Below are 14,812 nucleotides of genomic sequence, written 5' to 3' on the forward strand. Positions count from 1 at the left end.
GTCGAAGAGCACACGACTCTGTTCGCCCTGAGCCTGTCGAAGGGCACACGACTCCGTTCGCCCTGAGCCTGTCGAAGGGCACACGACTCCGTTCGCCCTGAGCCTGTCGAAGAGCACACGACTCCGTTCGCCCTGAGCTTGTCGAAGGGCACACAACTCCGTTCGCCCTGAGCCTGTCGAAGGGCGCTCGCGGGATGCCGCCAGCCCCCCCTTCCGTTCATCCTTCGACAGGCTCAGGACGAACGGAAGGGGGCGCCCTAAAGCTCCGGCAACAACTGCTGCAACGTGCCGACGCCCACTGTCCGGATAGACCAGCCGCGCGGCGTGGCTGATCGCCACCTGCGGCGCCGACGCGGCATCGGTGCGCCCGTGCATCTGGATGATCAAGCCGGAACCGCTCACGCTCTTGTCCTGCCACGCCGCGCGTCGTGCCGTCGATGGCAGGCATGCCGTACGTACACGTGATGCCAACGTCGGACATACAGCAGAAAGCCCGCGCAAGGCGGGCTTTCATCAGCACCGTGGACTATGCGTTGTCTAGAACGGAATCTCGTCGTCCGCAAAGCCACTGTCGGCCGGGGCCGGGGACTGGCGCTGGCTGCCGTAGTCGTCGCTGCCGCGCGACTGGCCGCCGCCCTGGCGCTGGCCGCCGCTGCTCTGCGGACGTTCGCGCTGGAAGCCGCCGCCGCCCGCGCCGCCTTCACTGCCGCCGCCGAGCATCTGCATCTCGCTGGCGATGATGTCGGTCGAGTAGCGCTCGACGCCCGCCTTGTCGGTGTACTTGTCGGTGCGCAGCGAGCCCTCGATATAGACCTGGCGGCCCTTCTTCAGGTACTCGCCGGCGATCTCGGCCAGCCGGCCGAACAGCTTCACGCGGTGCCACTCGGTGCGCTCCTGCTTCTCGCCGCTCTGCTTGTCGGTCCACGACTCGGAGGTGGCCAGGTTGAAGCTGCAGATGGCGGTGCCGCCGCCGGTGTGGCGCATTTCGGGGTCCGCGCCAAGGTTGCCGACCAGGATGACTTTGTTGACGCCACGTGCCATGGGAATGTCCTCGTTGAGCCGGCCGCAAGTATGCGATGGGTTGCGGCCGGAGTGGTGAATCAGGCTGGCTATCATAACCGCGGGAAGGGCCCCGTCCAGCGGCCGGAAACCTGAATAGGCGTAGGTCCCGACCCGGGCCGTCTGTCTGTGTCCGGCGACGCCTCAGGCCAGCGTGCCGGCAGTCCGGTGCCCTGCCGCGTCGCTGGGGGCGGGCAGCCGATCGACCGGATAGCCGGCCGCGTCCCACGCCTCCAGCCCGCCGAGCAATGGACGCACCCGGCGGTAACCCTGCGCGATCAGCACCTTGGCGACCTTGGCGGCGGATACCTCGTTCGGGCAGTTGCAGTAGACCACCAGCTCGCGATCGAACGGGATGTCGTGCACGCTGCGATTGATGCCGCGGTCGTCGAGCAGCAGCGCGCCGGGGAGCATTCGCGCATCGAGCAGCCGCGAGCCCTCCGCCCGCGCGTCGAGCACCACCGGTGCCGGCTCCGACTTCAGCGCGCGCTCCAGCTCCTCGACCGTGATGCGCGCCATCCGCAGCGTACGCAGCAGGCGCTGGCGTTGCCACCAGCGCGCGACGACGTACAGCGCCAGCAGGCCCAGCAGCACTTCCAGCGCAAGCGTGCCGGCATCGGCGATGGCCGCCAGCAGGTCGTCGATCTGTGCGGCGAAGGCATAGCCCAGCCCGACCGCCACCGCGGCCCACAGCAGCGAACCCAGCCCGTCGAAAAATGCGAACCGCGGCAGCGGCAGGCCCATCGCGCCCACCAGCGGCGGCGCCACCGTGGCCAGCCCGGGCACGAATTTCGCGATCAGCAAGACCTGTCCACGCCAGCGCTGGAACTGCAGCTCGGAGCGCTGCACGCACGAATCCGGCGACAACGAGATGCGGCACAACAGGCGCATCACGCCCGCGCCGTAGCGCCGCCCGGCCGCGTACCACAGTGTGTCGCTGAGCAGACACGCGACCACGGTGACCAGCAACACGCCGACCACCGGCACCTGTCCGCCCGCCGCCAGCGCACCGGCCACCACCAGCGTCGGCACCGCCGGCACCGGCGCACCGAGCTGGGTCACCAGCACGTTGAGGAACACCAGCAGCACGCCGTACTGCGCGATCAGCGCGATGATTTCATGGGCCATCGGAGCGGTACTCGATGCGGCCACGCCGCGCGCTCCCATGATTGGGCCGCCCGGTGGCCATTGCAAACCCCTCGAATTCCTAGACGGGCTGGGCCTGTGCGGCGGCGGCGCGGCCGATCCGCCGTGAGCCGGTGATCACCAGCGGCAGCCACAGCAGGGTCAGCGCCGCGGCGCAGACGAACACGCCATTCGGGCCGAGCCGGCCCAACGCGATGCCGCCGAGCGTGCCGCCCACGAAGGCGCCGAGGAACTGGCTGGTCGAGTACGCACCCATTGCGGCGCCGCGCAGGTGCGCCGGTGCCAGCCGCGAGACCAGGCTGGGCAGCGCCGCCTCCAGCAGGTTGAACGCGGAGAAGAACACCGCCGCGGCCACGCCGAACGCCGCCAGGTGGCTGCCGGACAGCGCGAAACCGAGCAGGGCCAGCCCGATCGCCACCACGCACACCATCACGATGCGCAGGCTCTGCGCGATCTCGCGCATATGGTGCATGGTCGCGCCCATCACGAAGGCGGCCACCGTCATCACCGGCAGGTACAACTCCCAATGCCGGTTCACCGGCAGGTGCAGCGTGTTCGCCAGCAACAGCGGCAGGCCGACGAAGCTGGCAGTGAGCAGCGCATGCAGGAAGAACACCGAGCCGTTCAGCACCAGCATGCGGCTGTCGCGCAGCATCGCCAGCACCGGGCCGAATGCCGCCGCGGCCGGTGCGCGCGGGCGCTCCGGCGTGGGCACGATCAGCCACAACAGCAGCAGTGAAACCAGCGCCAGGATCGAGGTGGCAGCGAACAGGCCGGGCAACCCGGCGATCGCCTCCAGCGGCGGCCCCAGGATCAACGCCAGCAGGAACGCCAGGCCGATCGACACGCCGATGATGCCCATCACTTTGCCGCGGCTTTCCTCGGCGGTGAGATCTGCCGCCAGCGCGATGCCGGCGCCGGCCACCGCGCCCATGCCCTGCACCGCCCGCCCAATCACGATGCCGGTGAGCGTGTGCGACATCGCCGCAATCAGTCCGCCGATGGCAAACAGGATCAATCCCAGGGTGATCGCCGGCTTGCGCCCGACGCGGTCGGACAGCAGCCCCAGCGGGATCTGCAACAGCACCTGGCCGATGCCGTAGACGCCCAGCGCCAGCCCGATCATGAAGCCGGTGGAACCGGGCATCGTCTTCGCGTACAGCGAGAATACCGGCATGATCAGGAACAGGCCGAACAGGCGCAGGCTGATCACGCAGGCCAGCGTCAACGCGCTGCGCAGTTCCAGACTCGTGAGTTTGCTCACCGGGGGGAGGGGTGTCGATAAGGGCATTGCCGGCATTATAGGGGCGTGCCCCGCGCAGCGGTTTGTGGCGACATGTCGCGGCGCAACTTCCTGCAACCCCTATAATCATGCCCTACGCCGCTGTGATGCCTCCATGAATTCGATGCCCGCCGACGCCACCCCCCCCGCCGACTTCGCCCAGGTGCGCGACCTCGCCGCCGCCGACATGCAGCGTGTCGACGCGCTGATCCGCCAGCGGCTGTCTTCCGACGTGGTGCTGATCAACCAGATCGCCGACCACATCATCGCCAGCGGCGGCAAGCGGCTGCGCCCGATGCTGCATGTGCTGGCCGCCGGCGCCGCCGGCTATCACGGCGAACGCCACACCAAGCTCGCCGCGATCATCGAGTTCATCCATACCTCCACCTTGCTGCACGACGACGTCGTCGACGAGTCCGACCTGCGCCGTGGGCGCAAGACCGCCAACGCGCTGTGGGGCAACGCCGCCAGCGTGCTGGTCGGCGACTTCCTGTACTCGCGCTCGTTCCAGCTGATGGTGGAACTGGACGACATGCGCATCATGCGCATCCTCGCCGACACCACCAACACCATCGCCGAAGGCGAAGTGCTGCAGCTGCTCAACATCGGCAACGCCGACGTGAGCGAGACTGCCTATCTCGCCGTGATCGAACGCAAGACTGCCGTGCTGTTCGCCGCCGCCACCGAACTGGGCGGCATCCTCGGCGGCCTGCCCGAGGGCCAGGTGGCCGCGCTGCGCCACTACGGCATGGAACTGGGCTACGCGTTCCAGATCGCCGACGACCTGCTCGACTACACCAGCGACGCCGGCACGCTGGGCAAGAACATCGGCGACGACCTCGCCGAGGGCAAGCCGACCCTGCCGCTGATCTACGCGCTGGAAAAGGCGAACCCGGAACAGGCGCAGTCGCTGCGCCATGCGATCGAACACGGCGGCCTCGATTCGCTCGACCGCATCATCGCCTCGATCCGCGATTCCGGCGCCCTGGAACGCACCCGCGACCGCGCCCTGCACCACGCCCGTGCCGCCCGCGCCGCTCTCGCCACCCTGCCCCCCTCAGCCCACCGTGACGCCCTGGCCACGCTGGCCGACTATTCGGTGCAACGCACGTTCTGAGGACGTGACGGCTTCGACCGCCTGATCTCGCCCTCTTCCATCCGCCTTGAGCCCACCCCTCCGTTCGCCCTGAGCCCGCCCCTTCCGTTCGTCCTGAGCCTGTCGAAGGATGAGCGGAAGAGGCCGCGGCACTGGTCCGGCACCCGGCAACGCCCTTCGACACGCTCAGGGCGAACGGTTTTTCCCCGGCAACGCCCTTCGACAAGCTCAGAGCCTGCCCCGGACTTGATCCGGGGGCGAACGGTTTTTTCCCGGCGAACCCCCAACCGATTGGCTCGCCTCCGGAAACCCATCGTTCAGCCACCAGCGCTGGCAGCCTCGCCGTCAATCGGCCAGACTTCGCCGCATGTTCCGTTTGCGCTCAACCCGCTGGCTGTGGTGTCTCGCGGCGACCCTGCTGCCGCTGGCGGCGGCGCACGCTGCCGGTGACGGCTGGCGCTACGACACGGTGCACAGCCAGGTCGTCTTCAGCATCAGCCACAACGGCTACTCGCGGCCGTTCGGACGGCTGCACATCGCGCGTGGCTGGCTGCGTTTCGACCCGGGCGACTGGAGCACGGCGGCCACCGAACTGGACATCGACCTGGCCAGCCTGGACATGGGCGACCCCGATTGGAACCAGGCGGTGTGCAAGCCGGCCCTGCTCGACTGCGCGAACCATCGTTACGCGCACTTCCGCAGCACCGGCGTCGAGCGCAGGGACGACCAGCACGGCGTGCTGCACGGGCAACTGACCCTGCGCGGCGTCACCCGCCCGCTGGATCTGGCGTTCACCTTCAACCGCGCCGCCAAGACCATTTACGAAACGCACAAAGTGGCCGGCTTCTCGGCCACCGCCAGCCTGGATCGCAACGACTTCGGCATCACCGCCAACCCCAACTCGATCGGTGCCAGCGTCAGCGTGTGGCTGGAGCTGGAAGCGCTCAGCGACGAGCACGCCGTTCCGGCCCCGAAGGAGCAACCATGAGTCTGCGCAGCAACGACCGCCAGTGGGGCTCGGTCGCGAAGTTCTTCCACTGGGTCATCGCGCTGGGCATCCTCGGCAACGGCCTGTTCGGCTTGCTGATGGACCTGGCGCACTCGCCGATGCAGAAGATCAACTGGCTGGCCCTGCACAAGTCGATCGGCCTGACCGTGCTGGCGCTGGCGCTGCTGCGCATCGCATGGCGCTGGGCCGACCATCGCCCGCCCGACGAGCCCATGCCGCGCTGGCAGCGGCTCGCCGCACAGGCGGCGCACGGCGTGCTGTACGTGCTGATCGTGCTGCTGCCGCTCAGCGGCTGGTGGTTCAATTCGGTCACCGGCAAGCCGCTGCAGTGGTTCAAGCAGTTCAACCTGCCGGCGCTGGTGGCGAAGAACGACGCGCTGCGCGATGTCGCGCACGGCGTGCACGAGTACCTGTTCTGGTTCCTGCTGCTAGTGCTGGTGGCGCATGTCGGCGGCGCGCTGAAACATCATGTGTTCGACAACGACAACGTGCTGCGCCGGATGCTGCCGTTCGGCCGTCTGCGCGAGCGCTCCACTTCCGAAGGAGACCACCGATGAAACGTCTCGCCATCCTGCTGCTGGCACTCGCCCTGCCCGGCGCCGCGGCGGCCACCGATTACACCGTGCAGCCGGCGGCCAGCACGCTCGGCTTCAGCAACACCTTCCAGGGCGAATCGTTCAACGGCCAGTTCGGCCAGTGGACCGCGGCGATCAGCTACGACGCGGCAAATCTCGCCAGCTCCAAGTTCGACGTGGAAGTGACCCTGGCCAGCGTGAAGACCGGCGACAACGATCGCGATACCGCGCTGCCCGGCGTGGATTTCTTCGACACGGCGAAATTCCCGAAGGCCCGTTTCGTCACCACCGGCTTCCGCCAGAGCGGCGGCAAGGTGATTGCCGACGGCACGCTCACCCTGCGCGGCGTGACCAAACCGGTGAGCCTCGAGGTGACGTTCAAACCGCAGGCCGGCGGCGCCACGCTGGACGTGGCCGGCACGGTGAAACGGCTGGACTTCGGCGTGGGCACAGGCGACTACGCCGACACCTCAGTGATCGGCGGCGACGTGAAGGTCACCGCGCACCTGCAGCTGGCACCGAAGTAACGCCGCCGCGATGGCGAGCGACACGCTTTGGCGGCGCCTGCGCGGCTGGATCAGGCCCGGCTCGATCAGGCCCGGCTGGCTCAAGCCTGATCCGGGCCGCGTGACCACACCGCCGCTCCGCGACACGGTCGGTTCGACGCGGGTCGCCGACAGCCTGCGTGCATTGCTGGACGATCCGACCATCCCGGCCGCGCTGCGCAGCGAGCTGGCCGGAGACTTCGCGCGCATCGAGAGCATGCTGGACAAGCTCGAGCGCGGCGAACTGCACGTCGCCGTGTTCGGCCGCGTCTCCGCCGGCAAGTCCGCGCTGGGCAATGCCCTGCTCGGTCGCGAGGCGTTCACCGTGGGCGTCCTGCACGGCACCACCACCGACGCCGAACACGCGATGCTGGACGAGGCGCAGCACGGCGGCCTGGTGCTGATCGACACGCCCGGCATCAACGAGCTGGATGGCGAGGCGCGCGAACGGCTGGCGTTCGAGGTGGCCGAGGTCAGCGACCTGGTGGTGTTCGTCTGCGACGGCGACCTTACCCGCGAGGAACTCGACGCGTTGAAGACGCTCGCCGCCACCCAGCGTCCGCTGCTGCTGGCGCTGAACAAGGCCGACCGCTACGGCCGCGACGAGCTGGACAGCCTGCTGCAGCACCTGCGCCTGCGCGTGGCTGGCCTGGTGCGTGCGGAAGACGTGCTTGCGGTGGCGGCGCATCCGGCCGCGCAACGCGTGGTCGAGGTCGACGCGCGCGGGCACGAACAGGTGCGCGAGCAGCCGCGCCTTCCCGACGTTGCCGCCCTGCGCGAACGCCTGCTGGCGATCGCCGCACGCGAGGGCAAGACGCTGTCGGCGATCAACGCCGGCCTGTACGCCGGCCGGCTCACCGACCAGGTCAGCGCGCGCATCGCGCAGACGCGGCAGGTCGTGGCCGCGAAACTGATCCGCCAATACTGTCTCGCCAAGGGCGTGGCGGTGGCGCTGAACCCGATCCCGGTGGCCGACCTGCTCGCCGCCGCCGGGCTGGATGCGGCGATGGTGCTGCAGCTGTCGCGCGTCTACGGCCTGCCGCTGACCCGCGCCGAATCCGGCCGGCTGGTGGCGGTGATCTCCGCCCAGCTGGCCGCGTTGATGGGCGCGATCTGGGGCATGCAGCTGGTCGCCTCGGCATTGAAAGGCATGAGCGCCGGGCTGTCGGTCGTGGTCACCGCCGCGGCGCAAGGCGCGCTCGGCTGGTACGCCACCGTGCTGATCGGCCGCGCCGCCGAACGCTATCTCGTCGCCGGCAAGTCTTGGGGCGAAGCAGGGGCCAAACGCGCCGTCGCCGACATCGTCGCCAGCCTGGACCGCGACTCGATCCTGCGCGAGGCACGCGAGGAAATTCTCAAGCGGCTGAAAACCCGCCGGGCCTGAGCCCCCACCACACCCCGCAGGAGCCCGCTCGCGGGCGATGCTTTTGTACGGGAATCGGGGATCGGAAGAGCATCGCCCGCCAGCGGGCTCCTACGAGAGGCGCGTGAGAAATGTCCGCACCGTCGCGGCGTCGAACGGCCAATCCAGTTCGCGCCCGTCGCGCGCATCGCGCAGCACCGGCACGCGCGTGCCATAGCGCTGTTCCAGCTCATCCGCATCGTCCACCCACACGCTGTCGAAATCCGGCGCATGCGCCTCGGCCAGCACGGCCAGCGCGAGGTCGCACAGGTGACAGTAGTCGCGCTGGTACAGGATCAGGTCGGACATGCGTTTGCGAATGGACTGCCAAAGCCGTGGGTGCCGCGTAGAATAACCGTTTCCCCAGCATCCCCGGCAGTGCAGCCATGGCCGTCAGCGTATTCGACCTGTTCAAGATCGGCATCGGACCTTCGTCGTCACACACGGTGGGGCCGATGCGCGCCGCCGCGCGTTTCGCCGAACACTGGCTGGAAGAGAAGGGCGTGCTCGACCGCGTCGCCCGCGTGCGCGCCGAGTTGTACGGCTCGCTGGCGATGACCGGCCGCGGCCACGGCACCGACAAGGCGGTGCTGCTCGGCTTCGAGGGCCAGCACCCGGATACGGTCGACCCCGACCGGATTCCCGCCACGCTCGAGCGCATTCGCGGCACGGGTCGCATTCGCCTGCTGGACAAGCACGAGATCGCCTTCGACGAAAAGGCCGACCTGGTCTTCAACAAGCGCCAGAAGCTGCCGTTCCACACCAACGGCATGCGCTTTTCCGCGTACGACGCCGACGGCAACGAACTGGCCACGCGCGACTACTACTCGGTCGGCGGCGGCTTCGTGGTCAACACCGACGAGGCCGCCGAGGACCGCATCGTCGCCGACACTACCGCCCAGCCCTATCCGTTCAGCAGCGGCGACGAAATGCTGGCGCTGTGCAAGCAGCACAAGCTGACCATCGCCCAGTTGATGATGGCGAACGAAAGCGTGTGGCGTCCGGAGGCCGAGACCCGCGCCGGCCTGCTGACGATCTGGAAGGCGATGGCCGACTGCGTCAACCGCGGCCTGCGTTCGCCCGGCGTGCTGCCCGGCGGCCTGAAGGTCACCCGCCGCGCACCGGCGATGCTGGAAGAGCTCCGCAACCAGCCCGAAGCCGCGCTGCGCGACCCGCTGACCATCCTCGACTGGGTCAACCTCTACGCGCTGGCGGTGAACGAAGAGAACGCCGCCGGCGGCCGCGTGGTCACCGCGCCGACCAACGGCGCCGCCGGCATCGTGCCCGCGGTCGGCCACTACTACCTGCGCTTCTGCCCGAAAGCGGACGACGAAGGCATCATCGAGTACCTGCTCACCGCCGCCGCGATCGGCATCCTGTACAAGGAAAATGCCTCGATCTCCGGCGCCGAAGTGGGCTGCCAGGGCGAAGTGGGCGTGGCCTGCTCGATGGCCGCCGGCGGCCTCACCGCCGCACTCGGCGGCAACGTGCTGCAGGTCGAGAACGCCGCCGAGATCGGCATGGAACACAACCTCGGCCTCACCTGCGACCCGATCGGCGGCCTCGTGCAGATCCCCTGCATCGAACGCAACGCGATGGGCTCGGTCAAGGCGATAAACGCCAGCCGCATGGCGCTGAAGAGCGACGGCAAGCACCGCGTCAGCCTCGACAAGGTCATCAAGACCATGCGCGACACCGGCCGCGACATGAAGGACAAGTACAAGGAAACCAGCCGCGGCGGCCTGGCGGTGAACGTCATCGAGTGCTGAGGCCACGCCGTTGGAGCGCACCCTGTGCGCGAAGCTTTTGCGTGGACAAGATGGCACCAGCACGCCACATCGGCGCTACAACCCGTCGCTCTTGAACCTCCCGGCGACGCACAAACGCTGATCGAAAGACCCCGCATTCGCCGAAGCCTGCGACGAGCTTGCCGACGAATTCGCCGCGCTGGGCGAACTGGTGCGCGCACGCCAGCCTGGCCTGGCGCTCTGACGGCGCGTTCCCCGGGGCCACAGGGGCAGCAGCGGCAAGCAAACGCAGGCGGCGCCAAGGACCAGCATGACTTCTGCGGGGTGACAGGTGGCGGCAAATTCTGCAACCATCACCGACTTTCGGCGCGCACGCGCCCCCATCGGAACGTCAATGTCCCAAGCCAGCCAGATCCGCCGCGATGTCGGCCCGTTCGCCCTGATGCTTACCGGTCTGGGCTCGATTATCGGTTCAGGCTGGTTGTTCGGGGCCTGGCGCGCGGCGCAGATCGCCGGTCCGGGGGCGATCTGGGCATGGGTGATCGGCGCGGTGATCATCATGGCGATCGCGCTGACCTACGCCGAGCTGGGGTCGATGTTCCCCGAGTCCGGCGGCATGGTGCGTTACGGCCACTACTCGCACGGTTCGCTGGTCGGCTTCATCGCGGCGTGGGCGAACTGGATCGCGATCGTCTCGGTGATCTCGGTCGAGGCGGAGGCATCGGCACAGTACATGTCGTCGTGGAAATGGCAGTGGGCGAAGGACCTGTATCACCAGATGCCCGGCGGCCACGGTGAGCTGAGCACCAATGGCCTGCTGATCGCCGCTGCGCTGGTGGTGGTGTATTTCCTGTTCAACTTCTGGAGCGTGAAGCTGTTCGCGCGTTCGAACAGCGCGATCACCCTGTTCAAGCTGGTGATTCCCGCCGCCACGGCGGTACTGCTGATCGCCAGCGGTTTCCACCCCGAGAATTTCAGCGTCGGCATCCACGGCGAGCTGCACAAGACGGACTTCCCCTCGATCCTCACCGCGGTGGCGATCGCCGGCATCGTGTTCAGCTTCAACGGTTTCCAGAGCCCGGTGAATCTGGCCGGCGAAGCGCGCAACCCGGGCCGCAGCATTCCGTTCGCCATCGTCTGCTCGATCGCGCTGGCCACCGTGGTCTACGTGCTGCTGCAGATCTCCTTCATCGGCGCGGTGCCGCGCGAGATGCTGGCCAACGTGGGCTGGCACGGCATCAACTTCAGCTCGCCGTTCGCCGACCTGGCAATCATCCTGGGCCTGCAGTGGCTGGCCACGCTGCTGTTCATCGACGCGGTGATCAGCCCCAGCGGCACCGGCATGACCTACACCGCGACCACCGCGCGCATGCTGTACGGCATGGAGCGCAACGGCACGCTGCCGAAGATCCTCGGCCGCGTGCACCCGAAGTGGGGCGTGCCGCGTCCGGCGATGTGGGTGAACCTGGGCGTGTCGTTCCTGTTCCTGTTCTTCTTCCGCGGCTGGGGTGCGCTGGCGGCAGTGATCTCGGTGGCCACGATCATTTCCTACCTGACCGGCCCGGTCAGCGTGATGACCTTGCGGCGTACGGCGCCGGAGCTGCACCGTCCGTTCCGGCTGGCTGGCCTGCCGCTGCTGGCGGGCGTGGCCTTCATCATGTCCACCGAACTGCTGTACTGGGCCAAGTGGCCGCTGACCGGCGAGATCATCCTGCTGATGGTGGTCGCGCTGCCGGTGTATTTCTACTATCAGGCCAAGGCCGGCTGGCACGACTTCGGCCGGCAGATGAAGGGCGCCTGGTGGCTGGTGTGCTACCTGCCCGCGCTGGCGCTGGTGTCGTGGGCCGGCAGCACGATGTTCGGCGGCAAGGGCTACTTGCCGTACGGCTGGGATCTGGCCGTGGTCGCGGTGATCGGGCTGGTGTTCTACCTGTGGGGCGTGGCCTCCGGCTGGCGCACGCCATCGGTGGAAGCAGCGCAACTGGAGGCGCGCATCGACCCCGATGCGCCGCTGGTACCGCCGGACGAGGAAACCGCGGAACGCATCACCGGGCGCTGAGCCCAGTCATCCGTTCGACCGGAACGCGCGGCGACGAGCCGCGCGTTTTTGTTTTCAGCGAACGGCCGCCCGCTCGCGGCCGCCGAGCGACAGCAGCACCAGCACGATCGCCAGCACTCCGTAGGCGCCGGCGAACTGCCACACGACACCACGTGATGCCGCGTCGAGCAGCCACGGCAGATAGACGCCACCGGACAACTCCACCGAATGGATCACGCCGAACAGGCTGAGCGCCCCGCCGAGCAGCAGGATCAGCGCGGCACGCCGCGGGCGATGGTCGATCAGCGCCACCACGAAGCTGGCCCAGATCATCGAGGTGATGATGAAACCGTTGCCCAGCACGGTGATCACCGCCAGTTCGGATATGCCGTGCGTGCCGTCGTTGAACAACTGGGCGAAGTGTTCGGGTGAGACGTAGGCCGGGTCGCTCAGCTTGATCGTGAGCATCCGCGCGATCGCCGGAAAGAAACTGAACACCACCGCCGCCGCGTAGCGCATCGGCGTCGCCTCGAACGCCTGCACGGTGATGCCGATCGCCACGAACACCAGGATCGGCGCCAGCACCGGCAGCGGCACCAGCTCGACCAGGTTCGACAGGTAACCGAACACGCCGCCCAACCCGACCACGATGCCGGTGAGCAGGGTGTAGCCGCTGCGCGCGCCCATCGCCTTGTACGACGGCTGGCCGATGTACGGCGTGGTCTGCGCCACGCCGCCGCAGAAGCCGGCTGCCAGCGTGGCCAGCGCCTCGACCAGCAGGATGTCGCGGGTGGAGTAATCGTCACCGGCCGCGCGCGCACTCTCGGTGACGTTGATGCCGCCCACCACCATCAGCAGGCCGAACGGCAGGATCAGCGGCAGGTACGGCACGATGTGTTCCAGCCCGCCGACCCATTGCAGGGTCGGCCACGGCAGCGCGAAGCGCCATTGCCACGCGGCCGGCGCGTGATAGCCCGCACCCAGCCCGCCCAGCGGACCGAGCCCGTAGTACAGCAGCGCGCCGATCACGAACGCCACCAGCACGCCGGGCAGGCCGAACGGCATCCGCGCGTGCGCCACCAGCGCGTACAGCACCACGCCGAGCCCGGCAAAACCGACCACCGGCACCTTCAGGATTTCCACCAGCGGCAGGAAGCCCATCAGCACCAGCGCGATGCCGGCGATCGAACCGAGCAGGCCGGCGCGCGGCACGTGCCGCTGCACCATCGCGCCGAAGAACGACAGCACGAACTTCAGCACGCCCATCACCACCAGCGCGGCCATGCCCAGCTGCCAGGTGGCGATACCGGCGGCGTGCGCGTCCATGCCGCCCTGTTTGAAGCCGACGAAGGCCGGGCCGAGCACCAGCAAGGCCATGCCGATGCTGGTCGGCGCATCCAGCCCCAGCGGCATCGCGGTGACCGTGTTGCTGCCGCTGCGCCGGGCCAGCCGGCGCGCCATCACGGTATAAGCGAGGTTGCCCAGCAGCACGCCCAGCGCGGTGCCCGGGAACATGTGCAGGAACACGATGTCCGCCGGAAGGCCGAACAGGCCGATCAGCGCCGCGGCGAGGAAAGCCATGATGGACAGGTTGTCCACCAGCAGGCCGAGAAAGCCGTTGAGATCGCCGGGGGCGAACCAGCGATTGCCTGGAGTGTTCATGCGCGGGATCCGCCGGGACGATAGTGGCTCAGAATGACACGTCGGCCGGCTGGGTCACGCGCAACACCGACTGGTCGCCGGTGCGCCGCTTCCACGCCGCGCGGATCGCCTCGACCTTGGCGCGGTTCGCCGGCGTGTCCGGATAGTCGATCACCAGCAGTTTGGAACGCAGCCGCTCGGGACCCGACTGCCGCGCGTCCTGCCACTGGCCGTAGACGTCGAGCACGCTGAGCCCGTCGGGGAAGCGTGGCGTCACCTCGCGATCGAGGAACTCCCGCCAGGCCTGCTCGCTGACGCCCTGCTGCGGCTGGTCGGCCGGGCCGAGGCCGAAGTACAGTCGGGTGTCGACCCAGCCTTGCGTCTGTGCCGGATGAGTCGCGCCGCCATGCCGCACCGCGCCCGGCATCGTGCAACCGGCCAGCAGGGCGAGCAGGCATGCCAGCGTGGCCAGCGGGCGGGCATTCATCGAGCCAGGCTCTTTTGCATTTGGACTTCCGGACATACGGGAAGGCGAGAGTATCGGCAGCAATCGCGCCATCGCGCAACCGGGAACGACACCGCCACCCGGCCTCGTACGTTGTCGAAATCGCGCCGTCCGGTTCGTCGTACCTGCAAGCTCCACTCCTCTCGCCCCAAACGGAAACCGCCCATGTCGCCCAAGACCCGCACCCTCGTCCATGCGCTCGGCCTGCTCGCCTGGTTGTCGCTGAGCACGGCCAGTGCCGCCGAGGTGAAATACCAGCTGGACCCGGACCACACCTACCCCAGCTTCGAGGCCGACCATCTGGGCGGGCTGTCGGTATGGCGCGGCAAGTTCAACCACAGCAGCGGCACGGTGACGCTGGACAAGGCAGGCGGCAGCGGCACGGTGAACGTCGTCGTGGACATGAAGAGCGCCGACTTCGGCCAGGACCAGCTCAATGAAAAGGCGCAGGGCACCGAGCTGTTCGACACGGCGAACTACCCGCAGGCCGTCTACCAGGGCAAGCTCGTCAACTTCGTCAGCGGCGCGCCGACCGCGGTGGTGGGCCACCTGACCCTGCATGGCGTGACCCGTCCGCTGACGCTGAAGATCGACAGCTTCAAGTGCATGCCGCACCCGCTGCTGAAACGCGAGGTCTGTGGCGCCGACGCGCTGGCCACCTTCCAGCGCGACGCGTTCGGCATGGATGCCGGCAAGGCGTACGGTTTCGACATGACGGTGACGCTGCGCATCCAGGTCGAGGCCATCGCCGTGCCCGCCGCCTGAA

Annotated in this window: 14 protein-coding genes; 8 read left to right on the forward strand and 6 right to left on the reverse strand. The window is 68.3% G+C overall.

What is annotated here, in order from left to right:
- Positions 1-537: 537 nt before the first annotated feature.
- The 3 genes from ssb to ABD024_RS13825 form a co-directional block, all read right to left on the reverse strand.
- On the reverse strand, positions 538-1,041 hold the full coding sequence (gene ssb / locus ABD024_RS13815; RefSeq protein ID WP_343853650.1) for a single-stranded DNA-binding protein: 504 nt from the start codon (positions 1,039-1,041) through the stop codon (positions 538-540).
- 162 nt (positions 1,042-1,203) lie between these two features.
- The gene (locus tag ABD024_RS13820; protein WP_425543149.1) at positions 1,204-2,187 is read right to left on the reverse strand and encodes a VTT domain-containing protein; all 984 of its coding nucleotides are present in this window, start codon (positions 2,185-2,187) and stop codon (positions 1,204-1,206) included.
- A 79-nt stretch (positions 2,188-2,266) separates the two neighbouring features.
- On the reverse strand, positions 2,267-3,469 hold the full coding sequence (locus ABD024_RS13825; protein ID WP_343853652.1) for an MFS transporter: 1,203 nt from the start codon (positions 3,467-3,469) through the stop codon (positions 2,267-2,269).
- A gap of 133 nt (positions 3,470-3,602) precedes the next feature.
- Between ABD024_RS13825 and ABD024_RS13830 the strand changes: the two genes are divergently transcribed.
- The 5 genes from ABD024_RS13830 to ABD024_RS13850 all read left to right on the forward strand — a co-directional run bounded on the left by ABD024_RS13830 (position 3,603) and on the right by ABD024_RS13850 (position 8,096).
- Positions 3,603-4,604, forward strand: a complete 1,002-nt coding sequence (locus tag ABD024_RS13830; RefSeq protein ID WP_343853654.1) for a polyprenyl synthetase family protein — start codon at positions 3,603-3,605, stop codon at positions 4,602-4,604.
- 346 nt (positions 4,605-4,950) lie between these two features.
- Positions 4,951-5,571, forward strand: a complete 621-nt coding sequence (locus ABD024_RS13835; RefSeq protein WP_343853656.1) for a YceI family protein — start codon at positions 4,951-4,953, stop codon at positions 5,569-5,571.
- A complete protein-coding gene (locus ABD024_RS13840; RefSeq protein WP_343853658.1) occupies positions 5,568-6,149 on the forward strand; it encodes a cytochrome b in 582 nt (193 codons plus the stop codon). Before ABD024_RS13835 ends, ABD024_RS13840 begins: the two co-directional genes overlap by 4 nt.
- Positions 6,146-6,694, forward strand: coding sequence for a YceI family protein (locus tag ABD024_RS13845; RefSeq protein ID WP_343853660.1), 549 nt, complete (start codon positions 6,146-6,148; stop codon positions 6,692-6,694). The genes ABD024_RS13840 and ABD024_RS13845 overlap by 4 nt, the downstream gene beginning before the upstream one ends.
- A 10-nt stretch (positions 6,695-6,704) precedes the next feature.
- Positions 6,705-8,096 carry a DUF697 domain-containing protein gene (locus tag ABD024_RS13850; protein ID WP_343853662.1) on the forward strand — a complete coding sequence of 464 codons (1,392 nt, stop codon included), beginning with the start codon at positions 6,705-6,707 and terminating at the stop codon, positions 8,094-8,096.
- Positions 8,097-8,186: 90 nt separating this feature from the next.
- Here ABD024_RS13850 and ABD024_RS13855 read toward each other — a convergent pair whose 3' ends face one another.
- Complete coding sequence (locus tag ABD024_RS13855) at positions 8,187-8,423, reverse strand: glutaredoxin family protein (protein WP_343853665.1); 237 nt, start codon at positions 8,421-8,423, stop codon at positions 8,187-8,189.
- Between the two features lie 77 nt (positions 8,424-8,500).
- Between ABD024_RS13855 and ABD024_RS13860 the strand changes: the two genes are divergently transcribed.
- Complete coding sequence (locus ABD024_RS13860) at positions 8,501-9,883, forward strand: L-serine ammonia-lyase (protein ID WP_343853667.1); 1,383 nt, start codon at positions 8,501-8,503, stop codon at positions 9,881-9,883.
- A 373-nt stretch (positions 9,884-10,256) separates the two neighbouring features.
- Positions 10,257-11,921: an APC family permease gene (locus ABD024_RS13865; RefSeq protein ID WP_343853669.1), complete on the forward strand. Its 1,665-nt coding sequence runs from the start codon at positions 10,257-10,259 to the stop codon at positions 11,919-11,921.
- Positions 11,922-11,975: 54 nt separating this feature from the next.
- Here the strand turns inward: ABD024_RS13865 and ABD024_RS13870 are convergent, their stop codons facing one another.
- Together ABD024_RS13870 and ABD024_RS13875 are read right to left on the reverse strand one after the other, a co-directional pair.
- Positions 11,976-13,562: a hypothetical protein gene (locus ABD024_RS13870; protein ID WP_343853671.1), complete on the reverse strand. Its 1,587-nt coding sequence runs from the start codon at positions 13,560-13,562 to the stop codon at positions 11,976-11,978.
- 28 nt (positions 13,563-13,590) lie between these two features.
- Positions 13,591-14,028: a DUF3574 domain-containing protein gene (locus ABD024_RS13875; RefSeq protein WP_343853673.1), complete on the reverse strand. Its 438-nt coding sequence runs from the start codon at positions 14,026-14,028 to the stop codon at positions 13,591-13,593.
- Between the two features lie 183 nt (positions 14,029-14,211).
- Between ABD024_RS13875 and ABD024_RS13880 the strand changes: the two genes are divergently transcribed.
- Positions 14,212-14,811: a YceI family protein gene (locus ABD024_RS13880; protein ID WP_343853675.1), complete on the forward strand. Its 600-nt coding sequence runs from the start codon at positions 14,212-14,214 to the stop codon at positions 14,809-14,811.
- Position 14,812: the final 1 nt, after the last annotated feature.

It is taken from the genome of Rhodanobacter soli, assembly GCF_039523495.1.
Classification (GTDB): domain Bacteria; phylum Pseudomonadota; class Gammaproteobacteria; order Xanthomonadales; family Rhodanobacteraceae; genus Rhodanobacter; species Rhodanobacter soli.

Bases quoted from the DNA above. Each gene is read 5' to 3' on its own strand.
- ABD024_RS13880 (WP_343853675.1), top strand. From the start codon at position 14,212: ATGTCGCCCAAGACCCGCACCCTCGTCCATGCGCTCGGCCTGCTCGCC.
- ABD024_RS13850 (WP_343853662.1), top strand. From the start codon at position 6,705: ATGGCGAGCGACACGCTTTGGCGGCGCCTGCGCGGCTGGATCAGGCCC.
- ABD024_RS13860 (WP_343853667.1), top strand. From the start codon at position 8,501: ATGGCCGTCAGCGTATTCGACCTGTTCAAGATCGGCATCGGACCTTCG.
- ABD024_RS13840 (WP_343853658.1), top strand. From the start codon at position 5,568: ATGAGTCTGCGCAGCAACGACCGCCAGTGGGGCTCGGTCGCGAAGTTC.
- ABD024_RS13835 (WP_343853656.1), top strand. From the start codon at position 4,951: ATGTTCCGTTTGCGCTCAACCCGCTGGCTGTGGTGTCTCGCGGCGACC.
- ABD024_RS13855 (WP_343853665.1), bottom strand. From the start codon at position 8,423: ATGTCCGACCTGATCCTGTACCAGCGCGACTACTGTCACCTGTGCGAC.
- ABD024_RS13820 (WP_425543149.1), bottom strand. From the start codon at position 2,187: ATGGCCCATGAAATCATCGCGCTGATCGCGCAGTACGGCGTGCTGCTG.
- ABD024_RS13845 (WP_343853660.1), top strand. From the start codon at position 6,146: ATGAAACGTCTCGCCATCCTGCTGCTGGCACTCGCCCTGCCCGGCGCC.
- ABD024_RS13830 (WP_343853654.1), top strand. From the start codon at position 3,603: ATGAATTCGATGCCCGCCGACGCCACCCCCCCCGCCGACTTCGCCCAG.
- ABD024_RS13870 (WP_343853671.1), bottom strand. From the start codon at position 13,562: ATGAACACTCCAGGCAATCGCTGGTTCGCCCCCGGCGATCTCAACGGC.
- ABD024_RS13875 (WP_343853673.1), bottom strand. From the start codon at position 14,028: ATGAATGCCCGCCCGCTGGCCACGCTGGCATGCCTGCTCGCCCTGCTG.
- ssb (WP_343853650.1), bottom strand. From the start codon at position 1,041: ATGGCACGTGGCGTCAACAAAGTCATCCTGGTCGGCAACCTTGGCGCG.
- ABD024_RS13865 (WP_343853669.1), top strand. From the start codon at position 10,257: ATGTCCCAAGCCAGCCAGATCCGCCGCGATGTCGGCCCGTTCGCCCTG.